The organism is Micromonospora sp. NPDC005087, from assembly GCF_042872965.1.
Taxonomy (GTDB): domain Bacteria; phylum Actinomycetota; class Actinomycetes; order Mycobacteriales; family Micromonosporaceae; genus Micromonospora.
The window spans coordinates 24,541-50,010 of the sequence record NZ_JBIALB010000024.1; the positions used below are offsets into that span (position 1 = coordinate 24,541).

Sequence of the window (25,470 nt, forward strand, 5' to 3'; positions counted from 1 at the left end):
AGGATCATGAGTAGACGCACCACCGGCCTGGCCATCGAGGCCGAGGGGCTCACCCGCTCGTTCGGGGACACCAAGGCGCTGGCCGGCATCGACCTCCAGGTGCCGGCCGGCACCGTCTACGGCCTGCTCGGTCCGAACGGGGCGGGCAAGACCACCGCGGTCCGGGTGCTCGCGACGCTGCTGCGGCCTGACGGCGGCACGGCCCGGGTCTTCGGGCACGACGTGGTCAGGGAGGCGGACACGGTCCGCGCCCGGGTCAGCCTCACCGGCCAGTACGCCTCGGTCGACGAGGACCTGACCGGCACGGAGAACCTGGTGCTCCTGGCCCGCCTGCTCGGCCTGCGCAAGCCGGCAGCCCGCGACCGCGCGGCGGCCCTGCTCGCCGCGTTCGGTCTGACCGAGGCGAGCGACCGCCAGGTGAAGAAGTACTCCGGGGGGATGCGGCGGCGCATCGACATCGCCGCCAGCATCCTCAACACCCCGGACCTGCTCTTTCTCGACGAGCCGACGACAGGTCTCGACCCCCGCAGCCGCAACCAGGTGTGGGAGATCATCCGGGCCGTGGTGGCACACGGCACGACGGTGCTGCTGACCACCCAGTACCTGGACGAGGCCGACCAGCTCGCCGGGCGGATCGCGGTCGTCGACCACGGCCGGGTGATCGCGGAGGGCACCCCGGGCGAGCTGAAGTCGTCGGTCGGCTCCGGCACCGTCCACCTGCGGCTGCGTGACCCCGGGCAGCGGCCCGAGGCGGAGAAGGTGCTCCAGGCGGCACTTGGCGTACCGGTGCAGCTCGAACCCGACCCGGTCGCGTTGCTCGCCCGGGTCGGCGAGGCCGGCAGCGACCTCGACGCCAGCGCGCAGGCCGCCCGCGCCCTCGGCGACCTGGCCCGCGCCGGCATCGTCGTCGACGACTTCTCCCTCGGCCAGCCGAGCCTGGACGAGGTCTTCCTGGCCTTGACCGACCACCCCGCCGTGCCCGCCGACGAGCGGGACGACCAGCTGGAGGCAGCCCGATGAGCAACGCCACCACCACCACGACCGAACGGGCGCCGTCCGTCTACGTCCCGTCCGCCGAGGCGCTGGCGACCGTGCTCGCGCCCGGCGCCCGACCGCCCCGACCGAGCGCGCTGGGTGCGTCGCTGACGTTCGGCTGGCGGGCCATGCTGAAGATCAAGCACGTGCCGGAGCAGCTCTTCGACGTGACCGCGTTCCCGATCATCATGGTGCTGATGTTCACGTACCTGTTCGGTGGCGCCCTCGCCGACAGCCCGCGTGACTACCTGCAGTTCTTCCTGCCCGGCATCATGGTGACCAGCGTCGTGATGATCACCATGTACACCGGCGTCGGTCTCAACACCGACATCGAGAAGGGCATCTTCGACCGCTTCCGGACGCTGCCCGTCTGGCGGCCGGCCGCCCTGGTCGGCATGATCTTCGGCGACGTGCTGCGCTACATCCTCGCCGCCCTGGTGATCCTCGGCGTCGGGCTGGCGCTCGGGTTCCGGCCCGACGGCGGGGTGGCCGGCGTCGCCATCGGGATCGGGCTGCTGGTGGTCTTCTCGTTCGCCTTCTCCTGGGTGTGGACGTTCTTCGGGTTGGTCCTGCGCAGCGAGAAGTCGGTGATGGGCGTCAGCATGATGGTGCTGTTCCCGCTGACGTTCCTGAGCAACGTCTTCGTCGAGCCGAGCACCATGCCCGGCTGGCTCCAGGCGTTCGTGAACGTCAACCCAGTGACGCAGCTGGTGGCCGCGGTCCGCGCGGCGATGGCCGGCTCGCCCGACCCGTCCAGCACGATGTGGTTGCTGGCCTGGAGCGCCGGGTTCGTGGTCGTCTTCGGCACGCTGACCATGTACCGCTACAACCGCCGCTGACCCTGCCGCTCCGACAGAACTCCAGCCCTCTGCACATTTGAAGCCCGGTGAGTGCCGGCGGTCAGACGACCGCCGGCACATCGGACCGGGTGATGCCGTGCAGGCGGGCCGCGTCCTGGCTGGGAGGCGCGCCGAACTGGCGACGATATTCACGGCTGAACTGCGACGGGCTCTCGTAGCCGACGCGGATGCCCACCCCGGTGACGTCGCTGGAGTGTGTGGCGAGAAGGAGCCGCGCCTCCTGCAACCGGATCTGCTTCTGGAACTGGATCGGGCTCATCGCGGTCACAGCCTGGAAGTTGCGATAGAACGCCGACACACTCATCCCGGACAGGCGCGCCAGATCCTCCACCCGGAACGACTGCGCGTAATGGTCGCGGATCCACCGCACCGCCCGAGCGATGTGACTGAGGCTGCTGTCGGCCAGACCGAGCTGGCGGACGGCGGCACCCTGCTCCCCGGTGAGCAGCAGCCACAGGATCTCCCGTTTGATCAGGGGCGCGAGCACCGTGACGTCCCGGGGCCGCTCCAGCAGCCGAAGCAATCGGATCACCGCGTCGCCGAGGTCATCGGGAGCGTCGCTGACCACCATCCCGGACGGCGGCCCGCCGGTCAGGGGCGGGAGATCACCCGGCGCCGCCTGCAACAGCAACTCCGCGACCGTGGCCGGGTGCAGCACCAGCCCGAACCCCAGAGCCGGCGAGTCGGCACTGGCCTGGGTGAAGCGGCCGGTGACCGGCAGATCGACCGACGCGACAAGGTACTGGCCGGCGCAGTACTCATACACGCGGTCGCCCAGCGCCATCTGCTTGGCGCCCTGAGCGATGAGCGCCAGCACGGTGCCCGACATCGACGTGGTCGGCGGAGTCTGGTGCTCGACCTTCGAAATCAGCACCCCGTCAATCGCGGTGCTCATGTCGGGCCGCGCGTGACGGGCCAGCAGTGCCCGCAACTCGTCAAGGTCCACGACCCGATTGAAGCACAAGACTGATGCTCGCCACAAAAGCAGGATCAGGCAAGGACCCGCAATCATCCGTCTATCAGTTCCGCAGGTGGCGGTGCTTGTATCGAGGTGTCAAATTTCTCCGCTAGCCCATCACAGCTCGACGATTGAGGAGGCACTTCGATGACTGTCCGCCACGGGTTCCACGCCACCATGACCGCCCAGCCGGGAAAGGCTGACGAGCTGATCAAGCTGTTGCTCGACGCGCCGTCGCTGTCCCACGACGACTGCCCCGTCTTCCTGGTGGCCCGCTCGGCGTCCGACCGCGACGTCGTCCACGTCATCGAAGGCTGGACCAGCGCCGAGGCGCACAGCGCGTTCTTCGGTGGCGAGCAGGCACAGGCCCTGGTCGCGAAGCTTCAGCCGCTACTGGCCGGCGAGTCGACGTACACCGACGCGGTGCCGGTTGGCGGCAAGGCGACCTTCTGAACCGGCGACCGCACCAATCACCCCAATCCGTATCAGCGAAAGGAACCCGATGAACTCCCCCCGACCGGGCTGTCGGTTCTCACCGAGCATTGCAGTACTTCAAGATTCTTTTCAGCAGAAGTTTCAGCGTTCCGCCCAACATTTCAGTCGGTCGGGCTGTGCCACTGCCTGGACCTGCGACGCACCTTCCCCGTCCGTCACGACGGCAGGCTGCAACCCGGGCGACAGGGCCCCATCCGACCCGGCAGCGTGGGCCAACGGCCGATCGCCGAAATCTGACGGTCCGGCGATCGACCTGCGGGCCGCCTGGCCGACATGATGGACCGCGTGGCCGACAAGTTGCGGAGCGCGGCGGCCTCGGCCTATTGATCCAGGTCGTTAGGGTCTGGCAACCGGTGGAAGGCGTCGGCCGGCACCGCAGTCTGCCTGGTGGCGCCGACTCATTTGCTCGGCCGATTTGTGCTTGCAGTGACCTGGGCAAACGTGCGTGAGCATGCCGCTGACCCGCTGGACTACTGGGGTTAGTGGTCGCAGGCGGCGAGTGAGTGCGTGATGGGTTGGCCGGTGTGCCCGTTGTGCCGGGTGTAGGTGAGGGTGAGTCAGTCATCCCGGAGTGCGTCGGATTCGCGTAGCGCCGCGTAGCGGTCGAGCAAGATCGGCACTCCCGTGTGCACCCACCACGGAAGGTGAACGGCGCCGGCGGACATGCCGTGGCCTGGGTCGAACTCGGGGAGGTATATCGCTGCGATGTTGTCGTGCCACGGTGTGGATTCGCGGCTGGTGAGAGGTTCGCCAACGACCTGCTCGATGGTGTCGGTGATGAGCGTCCGCAGGGTGAACCAGTCGTCTGGCAGCGGCGTGTCGGCGGCCCGGCCGAGGCGCCGGGCGAGGACGTTTGCGTCCGTGCGCGGCGCATGCCGCGCACGGACGCAAACGGGTTGCCGGCCGGCTCGAGCGGGGGAGAACTACCTCTTCGTGCGGATGAGCGCGTTCAACCTGGGTTGCTGTGGAACGGGTGCTCATGCCGCGGGAAACATCGGTGGCACCTGCTCGGGCGTGAGCGCGGTCGGCCCGAAGAGCCAGTCCACGTAGCTGTAGTCGTAGAGGTCGTGGCCCCGGAGTACCGCGTTGCGCCACAGCCGTTTGTCCCCGTCGTGGTGCCACAGGTTGCCCCAGGCCCGCGCCGTGGTCAGCACGCGACGGCAGTGCTCCGGGCGGACGGCGTTGTAGGCCGCCAGGGCGGCGTCCCAGTCGATGCCCGTCGGGGTCCCTGCGGCCGCGGAGCCCGTGACGCCCTGCGCGCCCACGTGTTGGGCCAGCACCCATGCGTCCTCGATGGCCATGACCGCGCCCTGCGCGAGGTACTGCAGCGGCGGGTGAGCGGCGTCCCCGGTGAGCGCGACCCGGCCGTGGACCCAGTTCATGATCGGCTCGCGATCGAACATCCGCCACCAGCGGTCGCGCCACATCAGCGGCAGGCCGGCCCGCACCTGCGCACAGGTGGCCTCGAAGGCGGCGTCGAGCTCGTCGGGCGTGCCCCAGTCCTCCTTGCCGGCCAGCGCCTTCGGGGACTCGAACACCGCGACCTGGTTGAACATCTCGCCGTGGCGCAGCGGGTACTGGACGAAGTGGCACCTGGGGCCGACGTAGACGACCACGTCCTTGAGGTGCACGTCGAGATCGGCGACCTTGTCGATCGGCACCGCCCCCCGGTAGGCGACGTACGCGGAGTTGACCGGCTCGTCGTCACTGAGGATTGTGCGGGCCACGGAGTGCAGCCCGTCGGCGGCGAGCACGATCTCGCCGAACTGCCGCCCTCCCTCGTACACGGCCACCGCGCCGCCATCGACCTGCTCGTACCCGGTCACCTTGACGTTGTTGACGAGATCCACCTCGGCCCGCTGGCAGGCGCGGAGCAGCGTTCCGTGCAGGTCGCTGCGGTGGATCACCATGTACGGGAAGCCGTAGCGCCGCTCCACATCGTGCAAGTCGAGCCTGGTCAGGACGCTGGCGTCGATGGCGTCCTTCATGACGATGTTTTCGGGGAGCACGCCCAGCGACTTGATCTCGTCGAGGAGGCCCCAGTGGTCGAGGATCCGGGTGCAGTTGGGGGCGATCTGCAGGCCGGCGCCGACTTCGCCGAACTGGGGTGCCTGCTCGAGCACCCGTACCTTCAGCCCCTTCTGGGTCAGTGCGAGGGCGTTGGACAGCCCGCCGATGCCACCGCCCACCACGACGACGTCGACATCGCTGCTGCCTTTGGTCATGTCTGGTGTTCCTTTCGCGAGGTCGCGCCGCCTAGAGCCAGCGCGGGAGTTCGGGTGCGGGTTGGCCGGCGGGGCCGGTGACGCCGTCCGTTGGGCGGCCGGAGAGGTATGCCGTGAGGCTGGCGAGGGTGCCGGTCACCGGCGTGGGGTCGCCGGTGCCGGCGACGGCCCAGGTGCCGTCGTTGTCGGTGGCCGTGAGGGTGAGCGGGGGGCCCTCGCCGCCGGCGGACCGTTTGGCGGTGATGTCGTCGATCAGGGCGGCGAGGAAATCGGCCGCGAGATCGTCGAAGCCCACCCCGAGGTCGACGGCGTGGACCATGACCTCGCGTGCGCGCATCCAGGGGATCTCCTCGGCGGGGACGTTGCGGCCCTGGGCGGTGCGGACCTGGTTGGTCCACTGCTGCTCGTCCAGCTCGGCGAGCCGCGCGTCGAGGGTCGCCGCGGCCTGCGCCGCCCAGGCGCGCAGCTCGGCCGCAGGCCGCGTGGCACTCGCCTCGATGTCGGCGTCTCGCTGCTGCGGAGAGCTATACATCGGCGTCTGCTCGCCGGTGCGCGCCCAGTGCGCGAGGTTGACCAGCGCGTCGGCGTTGGCGGCGACGTGGGCCAGCAGGTGCTTGCCGGTCCAGCCGGAAAGCGCGGTCGGCCCGTCCAGCCGGTCGTCCGGCAGGGCGGCCAGGGCGGCGACGAAAGTCTTGGTGCCCTGGGCCATCCAGCGCAGGCTGTCCGCCCGGGTGCGGTGGGCGGGCATCACACAACCGACTCGGCGACGGCCTTGGCCTCGGACCGGCCCAGTCCGGTGATCTCGGTGGTCAGGACGCTGCCGTCGGCGAGGTACCGGGCGGGCTTGCGGGCGTGGCCCACGCCGCCGGGGGTGCCGGAGGCGATGACATCGCCCGGGTTGAGCGTGACGATCGTGGAGATGTACCGCACCAGGGCGACGGGGTCGAACACGAGGTCCAAGGTGTTGGCCTGCTGCACCACCTCACCGTTGACGGACCCGGTCACAGTGAGCGAGGGCCGGGTGCCGCCGGGCAGCTCGTCGGGAGTGACCAGGTATGGGCCGAAGGGCGTGGTGGCCTCCCACGTCTTGCCCTGCAGCCACATCTTGGTGCGGTACTGCCAGTCGCGCATCGTGACGTCGTTGAGGACGGCGAACCCGGCGATGGCCTCGCCAGCGTCTGCCTCGGTGGCGCGGCGCACGGTCTTGCCGATGACGATCGCGAGTTCGGCCTCCCAGTCGACCTGCTCGGACTCCGGGGGGAGCTGGATCTCGTCGTTGGCCCCGATGAGCGCCTCGGGGTACTTGGCGAACAACGTCGGGTGCTGCGGCAGCTCCCGCCCCATTTCGAGGATGTGGTTGCGGTAGTTCAGACCCACGCAGATGATCTTTCCTGGGCGGGGAACGACCGGCGCATAGCCGATGGCCCGGACCGCATGCACTCCCCCCGCGCGGGCGGCGTGCCCGGCCCAGTCCGGCTGGGCCAGCAGCTCCCCGACATCGGTGAGGCCGAGGTCGAGCAGGGTCTCCCCCTCCACGCGCACGGCCCGGGTGGCGCCGTCGGCGGTACGGATGGTGGCGAGCTTCATGCGTTCTGTCCTTCCAGATGGACGCGGTCTAGGTGCAGCGCCTCGAATATCGGGCTGTCGCTGAATCTGAAGAGATCAAGAGCCGCCGAGTCGGAGTCGGACGCCGACGCCTCGGATCTGGCCGAGAACGGCACCCAGGACGGGACGACGAACAGATCACCGCGGGTGACCGACCAGGACGCGTCGCCGACCGTGACGCGTCCACTGCCGTCAAAGACCTGGTACACGGAGGAGCCGGCCTCCCGGCGGGGCGCCGTCTCGGCGCCGCTGCGGATCCGGTGCATCTCCGCCCGGATGGTCGGCAGCACATCGCCCCCGGTCGTGGGGTTGATGTAGCGGACCGCCGCGTGACCGGGCTCGACCGTCCCGGCGTGACCATCGGCCTCCAGGTCGAGCTGGTCCGCCAGCGCTCGGTGGGTGTCGAGCCAACGGTAGGCCAGCAACGGGGTGCCGGGCTGGGAGCCGGGGGCCGAGACCGGGCGCAGGCCGGGGTGGCCCCACAGCCGCTCCGAGCGGGAGCGCTCGGGGGTGGTGCGCTCGGCCGCGGTGATCTGGTCACGGCCGAACTCGAAGAACTGCGACTCGGTGACGTACTGGAAAGGGATGTCCAGGCCGTCGATCCACGCCATGGGCTTGTCGGCCGCGTTGTGATGCGCGTGCCAGTTCCAGCCCGCCTGGGGCAAGAAGTCCCCGCGGCTCATCGCCACAGGATCACGGCCGACCACGGTCCACACCCCCTCGCCTTCGACGACGAACCGGAACGCGTGCTGGGAATGCCGGTGCTCCGGGGCGTCCTCGCCCGGCATCAGGTACTGGATAGCCGCCCACAGCGTCGGCGTCGCGAACGGGCGACCGCCCAGTGCCGGGTTCGCCAGCGCGATCGCCCGCCGCTCCCCGCCCCGGCCGACAGGCACCAGATGCCCGGCCAGGTCCGCCAGGGCCACCAGGCTCTCCCACCGCCACAGGTGCGGGACCGCCTTGGACCGCGGGTGCGGCGGCATCAGGTCGCCGATCTCGGTCCACAGCGGGACCAGCAGCTCCTTCTCGAAGCCGCAGTACAGCTCTTCGAGCGCCGCCGACGGCGTAGGTTGATCCGGCGAATCGACCACAGCGAGGCGCACCGGCGAGTTCTCGGTGTCGGTCATCTCTGGCTCCTTCTCACATGGCATAGCGGGGCGGTGATCGAGGCGCCGCCGAGTTTCGAGCTTGTACGGGCAATGTCGTCAGCAAGCCGGCCGTACCGGAGGAGAGGCCCAGGTCCGCCTTGACGTCCCTCAGGACCGGGGAGGCGGCCGCGATCGGGCCGCGCAGGTTGAGGCCTACCAGCAGGACGGCCGCCAGCAGCAGCCACTGTCGTACCGGCACCTCAGCACGCCACAGGCGGTGCGGCGGCATCGGGGGCACGACCGGGGGGAGATGCTCAGGGCTGCGGCACCTCTTCGGGACGGCGGCCACGTTTGGCCTGCTGGATTAGCTCGTACACCTGCGACCGCAGCTCCGCGAAGCGGGGCAGCGAGCGGGTGTGGAGCTGGTCCCGCTCGTCGGGCAGGTTGATGGCGACGTCCTCGAGTACGACCGTGGGAGAGCTGGAGAGCACCAGCACCCGCTGGCCGAGGTAGACGGCTTCGTCGATGTCGTGGGTGACGAACAGGACCGTGACGCCAAGGCGCTGCCACAGCGACCGAACCAGGTCTTCCAGGTCGGCCCGGGTCTGCGCGTCGACGGCCGCGAACGGCTCGTCCATGAGGAGCACATGCGGCTCGTAGGCCACGGCGCGGGCGATCGCGACACGCTGCTGCATGCCGCCGGAGAGCTGCCACGGATGTGCCGCGTGCACGTCCGCCAGGCCGACCGCGGCAAGCGCCTCACCGACCAGGCGCTGGCGCTCCGCCCTGGGTACCTTCTTGTCCTTCAACGGCAGTTCGACGTTCTGCCGGACGGTCAGCCACGGGAACAGGCTGCGTCCGTACTCCTGGAAGACCACCGCCATGCCGCGCGGAGGTGCGGTGACGGGCTCCCCCTCCAGAATGACCTCGCCGGACGTCGCGTCGAGCAGCCCGGCGATGCACTTGAGCAGGGTCGTCTTGCCGGCGCCCGAGGGCCCGACGATGCAGGTGAACTCCCTGGGCGCGACGCTGAAGGTCAGGTCGCGTACCGCCTCCACGCCGCGCTTCCCTGCCCCGTAGACCTTCCGGACGCCGCGGACGTCGAGCATCGGGGTTGTCGTGGCCCCACGTTCCGTGGCGGTGATGGGAGAGGTGGTCATGTCAGCCCTTTCCTCGCTGCGACCTGCGCAGGCCGGTGTACCAGGCCAGTGCCCGCACCTCGACGGCGTGGAACACCAACGACAACGCGACCCCGACGAGCCCGAGCAGGATGATCCCGCTCCACATCTGGGGGATCGCGAAGCTACGCTGGAACTGGATGATGGTGAATCCGAGGCCATTACTGGCCGCGAACATCTCGGAGATCACCATCAGGATGATTCCGATGGACAATGCCTGCCGGGCCCCGGCGGCGATCTGCGGACTCGCGCCACGCAACACCAGATGGACGAGCCGGGAGCCGGGCCGCAGCCGGTAGCAGCGGGCGGTGTCCCGCAGTACCTGGTCGATGCCGCGGACGCCTTCGATGGTGTTGAGCAGCACCGGCCAGAGACACCCGGACACGATGACGACCACCTTCATGCCGTTGTCGATGCCGACGAACAGAACGATGATCGGTACGAGCACCGGCGGCGGGATCGCGCGGAAGAACTCAAGCACAGGCTCGAGCACAGCGCGCAGCGTGGTGAAGGAGCCGACCGCCACACCCAGTCCGATACCGGCGACCAGCGCGATGACGTAACCGACCGCGAACCGGGCGAGGCTGGGCAGCACGTCAGCGACGAACCTTCCCTCGAACCACGTTTCGCGGAAGGTTCCGAGGATCTCGCTGAGCGGCGGCCAGAAGAAGCTGTCGCTGTTCTCGGTGGCGACCCACCACGTCGCCGCCAGGACGATCGGGAGCCCGAAAAGGACGAGGGCCTTCTTTCCCAGAGAGGACAGAGTCACTGTGCAACCTCCCCACGCACTGACGGATGCCACCGCAGGACCCGGCGCTCGGCGGCGCGGACCACCACGTTGACACAGACACCGACCAAGCCGGCGACGATGACCAGCGAGTACATCGTCGCGACGGCACCCGAGCTCTGCGCGACGGCGATCTGATGGCCCAGGCCCGGTGTACCGATGATGAGTTCACCGGTGATCTCGAGGATCAAAGCGATCCCCGCAGCCAGCCGGAAGCCGGTCATCACATACGGCAGCGCAGTCGGCCAGATCACTGTGCGCACCTGCGTCCAAGAACTGAACCGGTACGAGCGGGCGGTCTCCCGGGCGACCGGATCGACGTCGCGCACTCCGTACAGCACCTGCATCAGCACCGGCCAGAGGCTGGCGTAGACGACCAGCAGCAGGGTCGAACGCATTTCGGTGCCGTACAGCAGAACGGCAAGCGGGATCAGGGCGACCGACGGGATAGGCCTCAGAAACTCGATGGTTGAGGAGGTGGCGGCACGCAGCACGGGAACACTGCCGATCAGGATCCCGAGTGCGACGCCAGCCAGCGCTGAGATCGTCAGACCCAGCGCCCAGCCGCGCAGCGTCCCGAGCAGGGCCTGCCAGAACGCAGGCGTGCCGGCCTGGGCGACGAGCGAGGCCGCCATCTCGCTGAACGGTGGCAGGAAGCGGGCCTCCACCACGCCGACCCGGGGTAGCAGTTCGACGACGAGGACGAGGCCGAGCAGCCCGGCCAGGCCGAGCACCGGACGGGGCACGGCAGGCCTGCGCCGCCGCACCGCGCTCGCTGGGGCAGTCGTCGCCGTCATGACCCGGTCCTGAGCGGGCCAATGGCGCGGGCCCCGCCAGCCACTGACATGAGCAGTCCTCCGATCGCGCGGGACAGGTGTGTTCGGCTAGCGAACGATCGTCCCTGACAGAAATTCGTTCGTATACGAACGAGTTGCTTAGAACATTAGGGCGGCCGCGCAGGCGGCGTCAATGGCGGATTTCCAGTCTGTTTCCAGTCAAGGACACCCCCATCTCGCCTTCCAGCGGGCCGCCGCGGCAGACCGGAACGCCGACGAAGTGCTGGCGTACGCGATGACGCACGCTCTTGAACTGTTGTAGGGACCCGCACATCATGGCTTGTGGCCCAGATCGTCCCGCCGACCGAAGCCGCGTCCCCGCCGTGAGACATGGGGGCCTCGGAGGAGGTCACCCGTCTCATCCCGGAGATCGTCGACCACGTGGACCGGCGCCCGGGCGCCGTCCCGACGTCAGTCGCAGATGAAGTCGCGTAGCAGCGCGGCCAACCGCTCGGCCTGACCGTCCGGCAGGCGCGCGGCGAGCAGTTCCTGCAGCCGCTCGACGCGTGGCAGCAGGTCGGCGTGGGCCTGCCGGCCCGCCGGGGTCAGTCGCAGCTCGTGGCGCCGCCCATCCTCGGCGCTGCGTCGCACGTCGATGAGCCCAGCGGTCTTCATCCGGTGGACGACGCCGTGCATGGTCGCCCGGTCCAGCCCCACGAACTCGCGCAGTCGCACCTGGTCCAGCGGCTCGTGCCCGGCGAGCGTGGTCAGGACCGCGAATTGTACAGATGTCACCGTGGACGACACCTCGTCAAGCCACAGCGCCGTGTGCACCTGCTGCGCGCGCCGCACCAGGTGCCCGAGGGCAGCCTGCAGCTGCAGTGCGACCGGCTGTTTGCCGTACCCGGACCTCTTGACGCCCCCTGTTGCCATGCCTACAGTCTACCAAAACTCGTTCGTATACGAACTATTCCACTCTTCATACCAGAACGATGTCGGTACATCTTAGGCCCGGGAGGTTGCGTGATCACCGATGAGAGAAGGCTCGGCACCATGGAGCGGGAACACATCCGCCTCGACGGCCGGAACCGGGCGCTGCGCACCGGCGGCATGGACGTCGTCGACCTGGTAGAGGAGTACCTGGCCGACTACGACACCACCGGCTGGACGCGCGGTCCGTGGCTGTCCGACCAGCGATCCGGGGAGTGATCCGGATGCTGGCACACGGCGCGGCGGACGTACCGCCGGTCTCCGCACAGGTGGCCGACCTCGTGGCTGCGAACCAGATACTCGTCGCGCAGGGCGTGCTGGACGCGTTCGGCCACGTGAGTGTCCGGTCAGACCGGGATCCCGAGCGGTTCCTGCTTGCGCGCAACCTGGCTCCCTCGTTGGTACGCGAGAGCGACGTCCTGGAGTTCGACCTCGACGGCGAGACCAGCGACAGCCGCCCGGTGTACCTGGAGCGGTTCATCCACGGCGAGATCTACCGGGCCCGCCCGGACGTCACCGCCGTCATCCACAGCCACTCGCCCGCAGTCGTCGCCTTCAGCATCTCCGACCAGCCGTTGCAGGCCGTGATGCACATGGCCGGTTTCCTGGCCGCGCCGACGCCGGTGTTCGAGATCCGGGACGTGGTCGGCTCGGCGTCGGACCTGCTGATCCGCGACTCCGGGCTGGGCCGGGCCCTGGCCCGGTCGCTCGGGGACGCTCCGGTGGCGCTGATGCGCGGCCACGGGTCCGTGACGGTCGCCGGTTCCCTTAAGGACGCCGTCTTCCGAGCGGTCTACACAGAGGCGAACGCCGAGGTCCAGGCGAACGCGCTGCGCCTGGGTGCGTGCACGTACCTCACGGAGGAGGAGGGCGCGGCAGCCGCTGCGACGATCGCCTCACAGGTCGACCGGGCCTGGGGAATCTGGCTTACGAAGGCTCGGGCGAGCCTTGGCAACCAGGACACCGGGCATCACGACACCACGCGGGTCACATCCATTTCACCTGCCAACGACATCCCGGAGTAAGACATGAAACGCTCTATTGTGGCCGGTGTCGCGGCCGCGACCTCCGTTCTACTGCTGACCGGCTGTGGCGGCTCGTCGATCGACAAGGCGGGCGACGGCGAGCTGACGACGATCAAGATAGCAACGCAGCCCATTGTGGACTCCGCGCCGCTCTACCTTGGGAAGGAGAAGGGCTTCTTCGCGGCGGAAGGCATCGATCTGAAGATTGACAGCGCTGTCGGCGGCGCCGCTGTGGTACCGGGGGTGGTGTCCGGCAACCTGCACTTCGGGCGCGGCAACCTCCTGTCCACGATGGTGGCCAACGACAAGGGTCTCGACCTGCAGTGCGTCACGAACGCGAACTCGGCGACGGGCGACCCCGACTTCGGTGCAGTGGTGGTGCCGAAGGACTCCCCCATCAAGACGATCGCCGACCTTCCCGGACACAAGGTGTCGGTGAACACCTTCAACAACATCGGGGACACCACGATCCGGTCCGTGGTCGAGGAGGCGGACGGCGACCCCAAGGGTGTCCAGTTCGTGGAGATCCCTTTCTCGGACGCGCCTGCCGCACTCGAGAAGGGCCAGGTCGACGCGGCCTGGATCCTCGAGCCCTTCCTGACCGAGGCGAAGGACCACGGGGCGCGGGTCCTCTCATACAACTTCACCGAGTTCCATCCCGAGCTCGACATCTCCTGTGTCTTCACCACTAGGCAGATGATCGAGCGAGAGCCGGACCTCGTGAAGCGCTTCCAGGCGGCGATGAACAAGTCCCTGGAATATTCACAGCAGCACGAGGACGAGGTACGGAAGATCGTCGGTACGTACACGAACATCGAGCCCGCGGTGCTGGAGCGGATCGTCCTGCCGAAGTTCCGGGTCGATTTCAACCGTGAGGCTGCGGCGAAGCTCGGTCAGTTGGGTCATAAGTACGGGACTCTGTCCAAGGAGCCCGACCTCGACAAGCTGCTGCCGTAGCCGCCGGGAGGGCGCAGTGAACCGAATCAGCCTGTCCTTCGCGTCGTGCAACTACGACAGGTTCCGGGCCCTGGAAGACGGGAGGGTGCGGCCCGAGGGGATTGACCTGAACGTCATCTCCCTGCCGGTGGAGGAGACCTTTTTCCGCCAGCTCAAGTTCGCAGAGTTTGACGTGTGCGAGATGAGTCTCTCCTCGTACGTGCTGACTCTCGAGCGGGCCGCACCGCCCTTCGTCGCCCTGCCGGTCTTTCCGTCGCGCTACTTCCGGCATCAGACGATGTTCGTCAACGCGAGAAGCGGTATCGAGACCCCGGGTGACCTCAAGGGCCGTCGCGTTGGCGTACCGGAGTACCAAATCACCGCCGGCGTCTGGCAGCGCGGAATGCTGCAGGACGAGTACGGGGTGCGTCCTCAGGACATGAACTTCTTCTCCGGTGGTGTGGAGACCGGGGGACGTACCGAGAAGATTCCGCTAGATCTGCCGGATGGAATCTCCGTACAGCCGATTGGCGCAGACCGGACCCTGTCCGCCATGCTGGCGGAAGGCGAGATCGACGCCCTATTCACCGCCCACGTTCCATCGTGCTTCTACGAGCACGAACACGTACGTCGCCTGTTCGGCGACTACAAGAGGGTGGAGCAGGACTATTTCAGCAGGACCGGCATCTTCCCGATCATGCACCTCGTCGTGCTTCGGCGGGACGTGTACGAACGCGCTCCGTGGATCGCCCGGTCCTTGCTGAAGGCCTTCGACGAGTCGCTCAGGTTGGCGAAGGAAGACCTGATGTACCGGAGCTCGTTGAAGACGATGCTTCCCTGGCTCAGCGACCACCTCGAGGAAACAGTCCGCGTCATGGGCGAGAATTACTGGGCGTACGGCGTTGAGCCGAACCGGACAGTCCTGGAGACCTTCCTCCGGTACTCGTACGAACAAGGTCTGGCGAAGGTCCGGTGGCGTCCGGAGCAGTTGTTCGTGCCCAACGTTCTCGATGAATACATCGTCTGACATTTACAAACCCTCGGAGCTAACACCGCTGACCGCCGTCCACATCGTCGAGTGCGTCGAGGCGGCGGGCTTCCCGGCCGGCGCCGTCAACCTGCTCCCTGGTCTCGGTCGGGACACCGGTGCGGCCCTCGTCGCGCATCCCTGCGTGGACGCCATCGGCTTCACCGGCAGCCCGGCTACGGGTGACGCGATCGCCCGTGCTGCAGTGCCCAAGCCGGTGCTGCTGGAGCTGGGCGGAAACAACGCGACCGCCGTGCTCGACGACGTGGACGTCGGCCGAGCTGGCTCTGGAGGCGGCTCGCCGCGCAAGGTCGAAGAGGAGGCAATCGGGCCTGTACGACTCGTTGCCGAATTCGGGTCTGTACCTTGTCCGCAGTCAGGGGGCCGAGCGCTCACCGATCGACTCGTGGTTTCCGCCGTCAGGCGTCGGCTGCGGGCGCGGGCTTCTGCCAGGCGTCAGGTGGTAGCGGACGGGGCGACCGAGTTCGCGTTGTGGCTGCGCGCGGTCAGGCGGGCGGCGAGCATGTAGGAGCCGTGGGCGTCGAGGTTGTTGCGGGCGCGGTCGTAGCGGCGGGTGGTGCGGGGGTCTGCGTGGTCGGCGAATGCGCGGCGCAGGTCGCCGCCCGAGGCGTCGAGGTCAGCTAGCGGTTTCGCAGGTCGGCCCCGCCCTGCACCGCTCGACCAGCGGCAGATCCGGATGCCGGCAGGCTGGACATCCCGTTTTCGACGTGTCAGATTTTCCTCGCAAGAGGGTGGCCGGAGCCCTCACGGAGCACCGTGACCCGTCCCTTGACACGCACTCCACCTGACCGCGTGACACCCCTTGGAGAAACCGATGAAACGCCATGACAGCGGGCCCGCCGACCCCCAGCCCCGCAAGGAGCGCAGCACGAGCCGCATCGCAGTCGTCACCGGCGCATCGAGTGGAATTGGCGCGGCAACCGCACTGCGCCTGGCCCGCGGCGGACTCACCGTCGCGCTGGTGGCCCGTCGCGCCGACCGCCTCACCGAAGTCGCCGCGAAAATCGCCGACAACGCCGGCAGGGCCGTCGCGTTCCCGGCCGACCTGACCGACGCGGCCGCCCGGGAACGGGTCATCACGCAGATCGCCGCTGAACTCGGCCCGATCGGCGTACTGGTCAACAACGCCGGCCACGGCTACTACGGCGCGTTCGCCGCCATGCCGTGGAAGGACGCCCACACCATGATCGAGCTCAACGCCACCGCGCCGGTCCACCTCAGCGGCCTCGTGCTGCCCCACATGCTCGCGGCCGGCGGTGGTCACATCGTCAACATCGGCTCGGGCGGCGCGCACGTGCACTTCCCCGGACTCGCGATGTACACCGGCACGAAAGCGTTCCTCGCGGCATACAGCACCGCAGTCCACCGCGAGCTACGCCGCACCGGTGTCCACGTCAGCCTCCTGCGCTGCGGCGACGTCCGCACCGAGTTCTTCGACAGCATGGCGGCGCGCTCCAGCCGGATACCGCGCGAGCCACGAAAGATCCCAGCCGAGCGCGTAGCCGAGGCGGTCTGGCAGGTCCTCCACCGACCGCGCCGCCTCGTGTGCGTACCCCGCTCGATGCGACTCGTCTCCGGCCTCGAACAATGGCTGGGCTGGCTGCTCGACCGGGCACCACTCGACCCCAATATGCGCGCCCAACTGACAAGGCACGCCGGTAGCTGAGCGGCCGCAGCGCCCTCAACAGACCAACCTCGCCGGCGGCGCCCGCCACCGCCGCCCACCCAGACCTCGATGACGACCGTGGCGACCGCCGACACCCTCCGATTTCGAAATCAACATGGGCGCCCGGAACGGCCGAAACTTTGGGCCCGCCGCGCGGTCGGAGCCGATCAAGCCCGCCACGTCGCCGCGCAGCTATCACGGCCACACGAGATCCGGCGCAGCGATCTCGCGGCCCATGAACGCAAAAGCATGCTGTCACCGGCAACGAACGGAAGATCCACACGATCTGCGTCGGTACCAGGTATAGGAAACGCGCCTACACCACGAGGGGAAACGACAACAGCGGTAGTTGTCGATATCCAATCTTCCACACATCGGCAAGAGAGTGCGTTCGAAGGAACAGATCCGCGCCTTGCCAGCAGAGTACGGCCACGCCGCCGCGGCGAGGGCAGGCGACCCTGCTCGGGTCCGCTCTCGAGCTTGAGGGCCCCGCCAAATTCAGACCGCCTCCGCCTAATCACGACCCTGGGCGTACCCGCTCTAGGAGCAGCGCATCGACACCCGTAGCCCACCTCCGGGGCCGTCCGGACTGGCAGTTGTGCGTACTGAAATGTTAGGCGGGAGAAACCAGAGCGGGGGGGCTGGGCGAGACGTTTCAAACTGCAGGTCAGAGGCGCTGCCGACTGAAATCTCCAGCGAGAACCGACACGGGCATCGACCCCGAGTTGCTCGTAACCTGCCTTTTCAGAGCCGCCAGGGAAGCGGCTCGGGCGGCAGGTAGCGGCAGGTGCTGCCGGTCGAGACCGATTCGCGCAGGTGGCCTGCGAGGGCCGGATGACGCTCGTCGAGCTTGCGCAGCGTGTCCCGGATCCGCGCGGTGACCGTCTTGCGGGCCCGCTCGGCCTCGTCGCCCAGCCGGCGGCTCCGGCCGGCCAGTCCGGCCGCGGCGCGCAACTCGTCGAGCAGCGCACCGCGTTCAACGTCCAGCGCGGCCACCTTCCGGTCGTCGCCGCGCGCGGCGGTCCGGTCGATCTCCTCGTCGAGGCGCTCCAGGTGCCGCCGGTAGCGGGCCTTCGCCTCGTCGTCGAGGACCGGGTCGCCACCCATCCGGCGGGCGGCGACCAGCTCCGGCCCGGCGGCCGGGTCGAGCAGCTCCACCGCCGGGACGTCACTGCCCGGCCGGCTCAGTAGCAGGTGCAGGTCGTGCAGCCCCTTGGCATCGGGCAGGTGCACGACAGCGCCGGCGTAGGCGAGCTGCCAGACCAGTCCGTCGCGGCGGAACTCGTACTCCTCGACCGGCGCTCCAGCCGGCGGGACCTGGCGCAGCCCGACGGCCTGGCCTGACCCGACGGCCTGGCCCGGTTCGACGATCTCGCCTGGCGCAGCGCCTCGGCCCTGCGCGGTGGTCCGGCTTGGGGCGGTGGCCTGGCCCTGCTCGGTGGCCCGGCTTGGCACGACGACCTGGCTTGGCGCGACGGCCCGGCTCGGCGCGACGGCTGGGGTGGCAGCGGCGGTGGGTGCCGGGCCGGCGAGTCGGTTGAGCACCTGCGCCATGTCGAGGGTGGTGGCGTCCCGGGCGGTGGCGGCGCGCAGCGCGGTCGCCGTCTCGGCGTCGCCCGGCTGGCCACGGCCGGCCAGGGCGTTCGCCAGTCCGGCGCGGGCGATGATTGACCAGGGCCGGGAGCCCATCCGGTCGGCGGCGTCGCGGGCGGCCGCGAAGCCGGCGATGGCGTCATCCCAGCGCTCCTGTGCGGCGTCGACCACGGCCAGCCAGTGGTCGACGGGACCGCTGATGTCGCAGCCGAAGAGCCCCACCGTCCACTCTCCATGATGGGGGGCCAGCGCGGCCCGCGCGCCGTCGCAGCGGCCCGGGTCACGGGATGCGGCGGCGGCCTGCGCGCGCAGCCGCAGCCAGAGCGGGGACACCGGACGCGGGTACCGGATATCGGCGGCCTCGATACCGTCGGTCAGCCGGACCGCCGTCTCGTCGTCGCCGCGCTCCGCCGCGGTGATAGCCCGCAGCAGCTCCCGGTAGGGGTAGTCCCTCGGGGCCAACCCGTCCAGCAGTACGTCGACCTCGTCGAACCGGCCCTGGAGCAGCAGACGGGACCAAAGCACGTGATGGCCCATGAACGCGAACTCGGCGTGCCCAGGGTCGGCGAGGTCGGTGAGGAAGGCGAACCGCTCGTCGGCCTCGGCGAAGTCACCCCGGAACGCCGCGATGATTCCACTGTCGACGGCAGCCGCGATCCGGTATCGGGCCAGGTCGTCCTGGTCGCCGCCGGTGACGAAGGAGCTGAACTCCTCGACGAAGCGGGGGTCGCCCAACTCCAGCAGCGCCACCCAGCGCAGCGAGGTGGCCCACAGCTCGGTCTCCCGGTCGCCGGTGCGGCGGGCCACGTCCCGGATCTCCGAGGTGAGCGCCGCCCGGGCCGCCGCGGTGCCCAACCCCCAGGTGGTGTCGTGGCGGGCCCACAGGCTGAAGGTGAGCGTCTCGTCATCCCGACCCCGACGGGCGATCGTCTCGGTGGCGGTGATCAGGTCGGCGATCAACGTGCCGACCGACGCGGCCCCGTCCGGCTCGCCGATGAGCCGCCGGTACGCCTCCCGCACCAACTCCGCCGCCTCGACCGAACGATCGGTCGCCACCTGGCGGGAGCGGTGGACGGTGAGCGCGACGCGGGCCAGCAGCACCGGATCGTCGAGCGTACGGGCCAGCGTCGCGGCCTCGGCGAGGAGCTGCCCAGCCTCCTCCCGGCCGGCGTGGTGGTAGCGCACCTCACCGAACTCGACGAGGATCCGCACCCGCTTCGTCCGGTCCTCGACGATCTCCAGCGCCCGGCGGAAGTGCACCTCCGCCTCGTCGACGGCGAGCCGGGCGTGCGCGTCCCGCCCTGCGGCGACCAGCAGGTCGGTGACCCGCGCCCGGTCGAGCACGGCGCCGGCCAGGTAGGCGTGGCGGGCCAGGTCGGCCGGAATCAGCAGGTCGCGGAGCTCCGCCGGTGGGTCGACCGCCCGGACGACTGCGGCGTGCCGGGCCCGCCGGTCCTCATCGCTGAGGCCGTCGTAGAGCGTCTCCCGGACCAGGTCATGGGCGAAGGCGAACCGGCCGCCACCCCGGCCGACGACCAGCCGGGCGGTCACCGCCCGGTCGAGCAGCCGATCGACCTGCGCCACCGGGGCAGCCGCGCTGGCCGCCAGGACCTGACGGTGGAACTCCCGGCCCAACACGGCGGCGACGGTGAGCGCCTCGACCACCGGTGCCGGCAACTGGGCCAACCGGCGCCGCACCGCCTCCCGTACGCCGGGAGCGACCGTGCCGCCCGTACCGTCCGCGCGCCACAGCCGCGCCGTCTGCTCGATGAAGAACGGGTTGCCCCCGGTACGCCGGTGCACCTCGTCGACCAGGCCGGCGTCGGGCTCCCGCCCGGCGGTACGCGCCATCAGCGCGGCCACATCGTCCCGGGACAGACCGGTGAGGGTGACCGTGGTCGCCTTCGTGACCAGCGGCATCAACAGTGGGCGCAACGGGTGCTCGCCCGACTCGACCTCCGCGTCGCGGTAGGTGCCGATCAGCAGCAGCCGTTCGAACCAGGTGTGCTGGGCGGCGAACGCCAGCAGCCGCAGCGACGCCGGGTCGGCCCAGTGCAGGTCGTCGAGGACCACCACGACCGGCCGATGCTGGGAGACCGCGACCAGGGCGGCGGTCACCGCGTCGTACAGGGCGAACGCCTCCCGGTCGGCAATGTCCCCGCCCGGGTCGACGCCGGCCCAACTGGCGGTGCGACCGGCCTGCTCGCTGCTGGTATCGGTTTCGCCCAGCAGGGCCGCGAGAGCCGGCTCCGCGGTCGGTCGCGCCACCGACCAGTCGTCGGCGGAGCGCTGCAGGCCGCGCAGCACCTGAACCCACGGCCAGTAGCCGGGGGCGCTGTCGGAATCCCAGCATGCGGAACCGAGCACCAGTGCCCCGCGCTGCCGAGCCTCGCGAGCCGCGGCGGTGACCAGCGTCGTCTTGCCGATGCCCGGCTCGCCGGTGACCAGGACGAGGCCGCCATGGCTGGTGGCGGCCCGGTCCAGCTCAGCGCGCAGCAGACCGGCGGGATGATCCCGCCCGATGATGGCGTCGCCGAGCCGCGCGTCCATGGTTTCCAGACGGTACTGGACCCGTCTGACACCCGGGGGATCCTCGGCACGGGTGTCCGCCCGCAGCTCAGGCGGATTGGAGCAGGCCGATGACGTAGCGGGTGAGCCGACGGGTCTGGCTGCCCTCGCTGGTCCGGGCCGGACTGCTAGGCCGGGTTCTCAACACCGGCCCGCATGGGTCCGCGCCGTGTGGCCAGACCGAGACGGCGTCGAGTGGTCGGCCGAGTTCACCACCGAGCGGGAGGCGGTTGCTTCCCGGCATCCAGCTGGTCCAGCTGCGGGAGGCGGTGCCCGGTTAGGCGGCGGTCTCGGGAACGAGGGCGGTCAGCTCCGCGACCTCAGCGTCGCTCAGCGCGATCCGCGCCGCCGCGAGGTTCTCCCGCAGGTGGGCCAGGCTCGTGGTGCCGGGGATGGGCAGCATCGCCGGAGAGCGGTGCAGCAGCCAGGCCAGCGCGATCTGCTGGGGCGTGGCCGCGTGCCGGGCGGCGATCGGCGCGAGGGCGGCGGCGACCTGGCCGGCGTTGTCCCCGCCGTCGCGCAGGCTGACCGGGTGCCAGGGCGAGAACACCGCTCTGGTCCGCTCCGCCGCCGCAAGCAGGTCCGCACCGGTGCGGTTGCCGATGTTGTACAGGGAGGTCACCGCGGCGATCTCCGCAATCGGCCGGGCGAGTTCGAACTGCGCCACGGTGCCGTTGGACAGCCCGATGTGCCGGATCCAGCCCTCGTCCTGCAGCTTCCTCAGCTCGCCGACCTGGTCCTCGAACGGGGCGTCGGTCGCGTACCCGCTGTGCAGGTAGTAGAGGTCGAACCGATCCACGCCGAGGCGGCGCAGGCTCAGCATGGCTGACTGCCGCAGGTACTTCGGGTTGCCCACCCAGCCCAGGGTCGAGTAGTCGTGGCCGCCCCGGACGAAGCCGCCCTTGCTCGCCACCACCAGCCCCGCCGGGTAGGGGTGCAGCGCCTCGCGGATCAGCAGCTCGTTGGTGTGCGGCCCGTAGACATCGGCGGTGTCGATGAAGGTGACGCCCTCCGCCACCACCGCGCGCAGCAGCGCCAGCCCACGCTCGTGGGCGGGGTACGGGCCCCAGACCTGGTCGCCGGTGAGCTGCATCGCCCCGAAGCCGACCCGTCCGACCGGAAGGTCGCCGCCAATGATGATCGTGGGCGGGGTGGACGGGGAGCCAGACGTCATGGTCATCTCGATTCTGGGTCGCCGGCGGCCCTGTCGCCGACGCCGCCCCGCAACTTCGACGCCATCCTGCGCACGGCCCGCGACGTCTTCGGCGAACTGGGCGCGGAGGCCACCCCGGAGGAGGTGACCCGCCGGACGGGGGTCCGTATAGGTACTCTCGACCATAACTGATTCAACCGGGATGAATTGGTCGAAGCGGTCTACCTGGCGGAGGTTCAGGCGGTCTACGACCACGGCGGAACGCCCGGCCTATCCGTGGGGATCGACCGGGCGTTTTCGCACTCACGAGCGGTGGCGGCGGGATTTGAACCCGCGGAGGGCGTTAACCCTCACACGCTTTCGAGGTCTGTGATCATGCGTCCGGACCGGTCCGGCAGTGCACATGACCAGCGGTTCCGCTGTCCATCGGACCATCATGGACGACCGCGTACGGCAGCGAATGAGACCACAGTTGAGACCACCCTGATTTATGCCCTTGGCCATTGGGGCGAGTTAACACAGTACCGGCACTACTAGCCGGTAGTGGCAAGTTCGACGACGAGGCCGTCGTCGTCGATCCAGGCTCGCGCGCCCGGCGCGAACGTGACGCGGCCGAACTGCACCGGAACGTCGACGAACCCCCACCCATCCTTCGTGCTACGGGTGGGATTGGTGCCGAGCGCGAGTACGACGATCGGAAGTTCTGCGATCGCCGCTGCGTCGCGGACGGCGCCGTTCACCACGATCCCGTTCCACCCGTTTTCGATGGCCACCGCCGTGATGGCGTCGCCGACCAGCGCCGACGCCGTCGAGCCGTCGCCGTCGATCACGAGAATGCGTCCATCACCCTTTTCCCGGAGCACCGATCCAACCAATGCGTTGTCCTCGCAGCACAGCACCGTCCTGATGATCCCGCTGGTGCTACGCTTCCCTCCGAAATGGCGCAGCACCAGCCGGCATGCCCGGCGATTTGGATCGAAGTCGTCCATGAGGTCAGCTGTGGCCTGTGGCCCGCCGCCCAGGGAATTCTCACCGGTACGCTCGCCTGGGCCCCCCACTGGGAAAGTCACGAGTAGTCCGACCCCAGCGCGACCATGCGCACCCCCTCTGAATCTGTGGGCTGGGCGCCCCAACCGGTCGACAGCGGAGCACCTTCCACAATGTGGTTGCGAAGCACGCCGAGGCCTTCAACCTCGACCTCGACGACATCGCCCAGCTTGACTGGTCGCGAGTTCGCCGGCGTTCCCGTAAGAATGAGGTCGCCGCGCTCGAAGGTCATCGTGCGAGAGAGGTCGGCGATCAGGACCTCCGGACTCCAAAACAAGTCGTCGAACTTGCCGTTCTGCACCACGGTGCCGTTGACCCGGGTCTCCAGCGACTTCCCGGCCGGCTCCCAGCCGATCACGAGGCCCGGTCCCACGGCACCGAGAGTATCGCTGCCTTTAACGCGCACCATCGCGTTCTCATCTGTGTCACGGAAATCGTGCAGCCCGAAGTCATTCGCGATCGTGTAGCCGAGGATGTGATCAGCAGCGGTATCCGGCGTGACGTTGCGGGTCGTGGAACCGATCACGACCGCGAGCTCGCCCTCGTAGTTGAGGTACTTACAGCCCTGAGGACGCACTACTGATCCGCCGTGACCGTTCAAGCACCTGGCGGGCTTCATGAAATACGTCGCCGCTAGCGGCTGGGTACGCCCGAGTTCCGCCAAACGGTCCGGAAAGTTGAGATGCACACACACTACGGTTTGCGGCTCGCACGGGGGGAGATGCGGGTAGTCGGAAACGTCGACGATCCGGCCGTCGCCAAGATCAGCCCGTCCTTCGACCACGTCGACTACGACGACACGGCCGTCGACGACCAGCCGGCGCTGCTCGCGGATCATGCGGTCACCTCCGTGGCACCTTGCGGGTAACCACGGCCCGCGTAGTCGAAGTTGGCGAGCTCGAGCCGGGTCAAAGACGGGGCTTGGGGGGACGCGTAGAAGGCTCGGATCTCGGCGATGAGGCCAGACTCGGGGTCGATGTCGTGCCATTCGAGCCCCCGCAGCACGACGTCGTCGCGCACCTTGAAGTGGGTCCACTCGACCACCGCGACGTAGCGTTCCGAGTCCACTGCGATCCGGTCGATCGTCCACTGCGAACCCAGCTTCTCGACCGCCTCAGCCCAGCGGCGCGCGATCTCCGACGCTCCGCGGAACGCACCACCGTACATGCCGGGTGGAAAGTAGTGAACCGCGTCCTCGGTGAGGCACTCGCACATCAGAGCAACGTCGGCCCGATTGCATCCGTCGAAATACCGACGGACGACCTGTTCGATCCGGGATTCGTCGGTACTCATGCCACACCTCGCCACGGGGTGACGGGAATCCGCTCGCCGTTTGCGAACGAAACGATCGGTTCAAAACGCTTTGCTCTCATTGTTTGACCCTCTGCATCAGTGAGCTCGCTTTCCTTGTCGAGTAGCTTTAGGACCGTCAGGCATGCCAGGGCGCCCTGTCGTACCGACCCGAACCCGAAGCGGTCGAGACCGAGCAGCGCGGCAGGCGCTGACGTGGTGCGCGCGATGAGGTCGGGGACGCCGATTCCGAGCGCGTGCAGTTTCGATATCGTCGTAACGAGGTCGAAGACTGGACCTCGCCAGTTCCGTGCGCTGGTGTCGGACGTGACGAGGTCCGGTAGGAAGCCACCGGCGATGGCTGATCGTGCGACGGCGAATGACAGGTTGCTCTTCCCGTGAGCCGAGTCGAAAAGCACACCACGCTCGCGGGCAGCTCGCACGTCGTCCATCACCCGGCCGGCTTCGGTGAGGATGCCGTTGGGCTTTCCTGTGTAGCAATGTGCAACGACGTCACCGGGGCGCAAGCGGTCGAGGATCTCGGGGAGCGGGACCGTGGTGTCGCCGATGTGGCACATCAGCGGCAGCTCGGCTGCGGCGCCCAGCTCCACGGCGCGTTCGAGCAGCTCGCCGCCCCGATCGCCGACTACGTCCTCGGACAGGCGAATCTTGAACCCTCGCACGATATCGCGATTGTCCGTCGCGACCCGTAGCGCGTCGTCGAAGCTTAACGCCAGCGGGTGGCGCAACTCACCGATTCGTGTATCGACCACCCCTGTCGTTGCGACGTTGAGGAAACAGGTCACTGTGATCCGTGCAGGTTCGACCACAAAATGCTTGAAGCCTTGGAAAGAAGAGGCACCCGAGGTGCCGGCGTCGTTGACAGCGACCACTCCCCGGCCAAGGTGCGCCTCGTCGGGCGGCGCCCCGACTTCGGTGGCGTAGGGGAACACGTGCGAGTGGGCGTCGATCAATCCGGGCACGACGTAGCTTGCCGTGCAGTCGATCTCCTCGGCGTCCGGTGCCGACACCCCCGTACCGATCGAGTCGATGCGCCCGTCCTTGACGAGCACGTCGGAATGCTCGTCGGAGAAGCCTTCACCGAGCGTTGTTCCCCCACGCAGTAGATACGCAGTCATCCGCCTCG

25 protein-coding genes and 1 pseudogene are annotated in these 25,470 nt (G+C 68.9%); 9 read left to right on the plus strand and 17 right to left on the minus strand.

Annotated elements, in window-relative coordinates:
• Positions 1 to 6: 6 nt before the first annotated feature.
• Positions 7 to 1,020, plus strand: a complete 1,014-nt coding sequence (locus tag ACFYPS_RS32495) for an ATP-binding cassette domain-containing protein (RefSeq protein ID WP_387329638.1) — start codon at positions 7 to 9, stop codon at positions 1,018 to 1,020.
• Positions 1,017 to 1,874, plus strand: a complete 858-nt coding sequence (locus tag ACFYPS_RS32500) for an ABC transporter permease (protein ID WP_387329641.1) — start codon at positions 1,017 to 1,019, stop codon at positions 1,872 to 1,874. The genes ACFYPS_RS32495 and ACFYPS_RS32500 overlap by 4 nt, the downstream gene beginning before the upstream one ends.
• 61 nt (positions 1,875 to 1,935) lie before the next feature.
• Here the strand turns inward: ACFYPS_RS32500 and ACFYPS_RS32505 are convergent, their stop codons facing one another.
• A complete protein-coding gene (locus ACFYPS_RS32505; protein WP_387329644.1) occupies positions 1,936 to 2,841 on the minus strand; it encodes an AraC family transcriptional regulator N-terminal domain-containing protein in 906 nt (301 codons plus the stop codon).
• Positions 2,842 to 3,000: 159 nt separating this feature from the next.
• Between ACFYPS_RS32505 and ACFYPS_RS32510 the strand changes: the two genes are divergently transcribed.
• Positions 3,001 to 3,306 (plus strand): putative quinol monooxygenase, encoded by a 306-nt coding sequence (locus ACFYPS_RS32510; protein WP_387329646.1) that lies wholly within the window; start codon positions 3,001 to 3,003, stop codon positions 3,304 to 3,306.
• Positions 3,307 to 4,325: 1,019 nt separating this feature from the next.
• On the opposite strand, the gene ACFYPS_RS32515 is transcribed toward ACFYPS_RS32510, so the two are convergent.
• From ACFYPS_RS32515 to ACFYPS_RS32555, 9 genes are all read right to left on the minus strand, one after another.
• Positions 4,326 to 5,573, minus strand: coding sequence for an FAD-dependent oxidoreductase (locus ACFYPS_RS32515; RefSeq protein ID WP_387329649.1), 1,248 nt, complete (start codon positions 5,571 to 5,573; stop codon positions 4,326 to 4,328).
• Between the two features lie 31 nt (positions 5,574 to 5,604).
• Entirely contained in the window at positions 5,605 to 6,321 is a 717-nt protein-coding gene (locus ACFYPS_RS32520; protein ID WP_387329652.1) for a maleylpyruvate isomerase family mycothiol-dependent enzyme, read from the minus strand.
• Positions 6,321 to 7,160, minus strand: a complete 840-nt coding sequence (locus tag ACFYPS_RS32525) for a fumarylacetoacetate hydrolase family protein (RefSeq protein WP_387329655.1) — start codon at positions 7,158 to 7,160, stop codon at positions 6,321 to 6,323. The genes ACFYPS_RS32520 and ACFYPS_RS32525 overlap by 1 nt, the downstream gene beginning before the upstream one ends.
• On the minus strand, positions 7,157 to 8,305 hold the full coding sequence (locus ACFYPS_RS32530; protein WP_387329658.1) for a cupin domain-containing protein: 1,149 nt from the start codon (positions 8,303 to 8,305) through the stop codon (positions 7,157 to 7,159). The genes ACFYPS_RS32525 and ACFYPS_RS32530 overlap by 4 nt, the downstream gene beginning before the upstream one ends.
• A gap of 13 nt (positions 8,306 to 8,318) precedes the next feature.
• Positions 8,319 to 8,525 (minus strand): hypothetical protein, encoded by a 207-nt coding sequence (locus ACFYPS_RS32535; RefSeq protein WP_387329661.1) that lies wholly within the window; start codon positions 8,523 to 8,525, stop codon positions 8,319 to 8,321.
• 55 nt (positions 8,526 to 8,580) lie between these two features.
• The gene (locus ACFYPS_RS32540) at positions 8,581 to 9,426 is read right to left on the minus strand and encodes an ABC transporter ATP-binding protein (RefSeq protein ID WP_387329663.1); all 846 of its coding nucleotides are present in this window, start codon (positions 9,424 to 9,426) and stop codon (positions 8,581 to 8,583) included.
• Between the two features lies 1 nt (position 9,427).
• The gene (locus tag ACFYPS_RS32545) at positions 9,428 to 10,213 is read right to left on the minus strand and encodes an ABC transporter permease (RefSeq protein ID WP_387329666.1); all 786 of its coding nucleotides are present in this window, start codon (positions 10,211 to 10,213) and stop codon (positions 9,428 to 9,430) included.
• Positions 10,210 to 10,977, minus strand: coding sequence for an ABC transporter permease (locus ACFYPS_RS32550; RefSeq protein ID WP_387329669.1), 768 nt, complete (start codon positions 10,975 to 10,977; stop codon positions 10,210 to 10,212). The genes ACFYPS_RS32545 and ACFYPS_RS32550 overlap by 4 nt, the downstream gene beginning before the upstream one ends.
• 501 nt (positions 10,978 to 11,478) lie before the next feature.
• Positions 11,479 to 11,940 carry a MarR family winged helix-turn-helix transcriptional regulator gene (locus ACFYPS_RS32555; protein ID WP_387329672.1) on the minus strand — a complete coding sequence of 154 codons (462 nt, stop codon included), beginning with the start codon at positions 11,938 to 11,940 and terminating at the stop codon, positions 11,479 to 11,481.
• Between the two features lie 90 nt (positions 11,941 to 12,030).
• Between ACFYPS_RS32555 and ACFYPS_RS32560 the strand changes: the two genes are divergently transcribed.
• From ACFYPS_RS32560 to ACFYPS_RS32580, 5 genes are read left to right on the plus strand one after another with little or no spacing between them, the layout of a single operon-like run.
• The gene (locus ACFYPS_RS32560) at positions 12,031 to 12,216 is read left to right on the plus strand and encodes a hypothetical protein (RefSeq protein WP_387329675.1); all 186 of its coding nucleotides are present in this window, start codon (positions 12,031 to 12,033) and stop codon (positions 12,214 to 12,216) included.
• Between the two features lie 5 nt (positions 12,217 to 12,221).
• Positions 12,222 to 13,022 carry a class II aldolase/adducin family protein gene (locus ACFYPS_RS32565; RefSeq protein ID WP_387329678.1) on the plus strand — a complete coding sequence of 267 codons (801 nt, stop codon included), beginning with the start codon at positions 12,222 to 12,224 and terminating at the stop codon, positions 13,020 to 13,022.
• A gap of 18 nt (positions 13,023 to 13,040) precedes the next feature.
• Positions 13,041 to 13,979, plus strand: coding sequence for an ABC transporter substrate-binding protein (locus ACFYPS_RS32570; protein WP_387329681.1), 939 nt, complete (start codon positions 13,041 to 13,043; stop codon positions 13,977 to 13,979).
• Between the two features lie 16 nt (positions 13,980 to 13,995).
• The gene (locus tag ACFYPS_RS32575; RefSeq protein WP_387329684.1) at positions 13,996 to 14,985 is read left to right on the plus strand and encodes an ABC transporter substrate-binding protein; all 990 of its coding nucleotides are present in this window, start codon (positions 13,996 to 13,998) and stop codon (positions 14,983 to 14,985) included.
• Positions 14,969 to 15,514, plus strand: a complete 546-nt coding sequence (locus tag ACFYPS_RS32580) for an aldehyde dehydrogenase family protein (RefSeq protein ID WP_387329687.1) — start codon at positions 14,969 to 14,971, stop codon at positions 15,512 to 15,514. Before ACFYPS_RS32575 ends, ACFYPS_RS32580 begins: the two co-directional genes overlap by 17 nt.
• Here ACFYPS_RS32580 and ACFYPS_RS32585 read toward each other — a convergent pair.
• Positions 15,481 to 15,579 (minus strand): annotated as a pseudogene (locus ACFYPS_RS32585) (integrase); the annotation flags it as partial. The gene ACFYPS_RS32580 and the pseudogene ACFYPS_RS32585 overlap by 34 nt on opposite strands.
• Before the next feature lie 241 nt (positions 15,580 to 15,820).
• Here ACFYPS_RS32585 and ACFYPS_RS32590 point away from each other — a divergent pair.
• Positions 15,821 to 16,672 carry an SDR family NAD(P)-dependent oxidoreductase gene (locus ACFYPS_RS32590; RefSeq protein ID WP_387329690.1) on the plus strand — a complete coding sequence of 284 codons (852 nt, stop codon included), beginning with the start codon at positions 15,821 to 15,823 and terminating at the stop codon, positions 16,670 to 16,672.
• Between the two features lie 744 nt (positions 16,673 to 17,416).
• Here ACFYPS_RS32590 and ACFYPS_RS32595 read toward each other — a convergent pair.
• From ACFYPS_RS32595 to ACFYPS_RS32620, 6 genes are all read right to left on the minus strand, one after another.
• Positions 17,417 to 20,815, minus strand: coding sequence for an ATP-binding protein (locus ACFYPS_RS32595; protein WP_387329693.1), 3,399 nt, complete (start codon positions 20,813 to 20,815; stop codon positions 17,417 to 17,419).
• Between the two features lie 295 nt (positions 20,816 to 21,110).
• Positions 21,111 to 22,007 carry an aldo/keto reductase gene (locus ACFYPS_RS32600; protein ID WP_387329696.1) on the minus strand — a complete coding sequence of 299 codons (897 nt, stop codon included), beginning with the start codon at positions 22,005 to 22,007 and terminating at the stop codon, positions 21,111 to 21,113.
• Positions 22,008 to 22,519: 512 nt separating this feature from the next.
• The gene (gene rraA / locus ACFYPS_RS32605; RefSeq protein ID WP_387329765.1) at positions 22,520 to 23,044 is read right to left on the minus strand and encodes a ribonuclease E activity regulator RraA; all 525 of its coding nucleotides are present in this window, start codon (positions 23,042 to 23,044) and stop codon (positions 22,520 to 22,522) included.
• A gap of 8 nt (positions 23,045 to 23,052) precedes the next feature.
• Positions 23,053 to 23,871 (minus strand): fumarylacetoacetate hydrolase family protein, encoded by an 819-nt coding sequence (locus tag ACFYPS_RS32610; protein WP_387329699.1) that lies wholly within the window; start codon positions 23,869 to 23,871, stop codon positions 23,053 to 23,055.
• Entirely contained in the window at positions 23,868 to 24,326 is a 459-nt protein-coding gene (locus ACFYPS_RS32615) for a nuclear transport factor 2 family protein (RefSeq protein WP_387329702.1), read from the minus strand. Before ACFYPS_RS32615 ends, ACFYPS_RS32610 begins: the two co-directional genes overlap by 4 nt.
• Positions 24,323 to 25,462 (minus strand): hypothetical protein, encoded by a 1,140-nt coding sequence (locus ACFYPS_RS32620; RefSeq protein ID WP_387329704.1) that lies wholly within the window; start codon positions 25,460 to 25,462, stop codon positions 24,323 to 24,325. The genes ACFYPS_RS32615 and ACFYPS_RS32620 overlap by 4 nt, the downstream gene beginning before the upstream one ends.
• Positions 25,463 to 25,470: the final 8 nt, after the last annotated feature.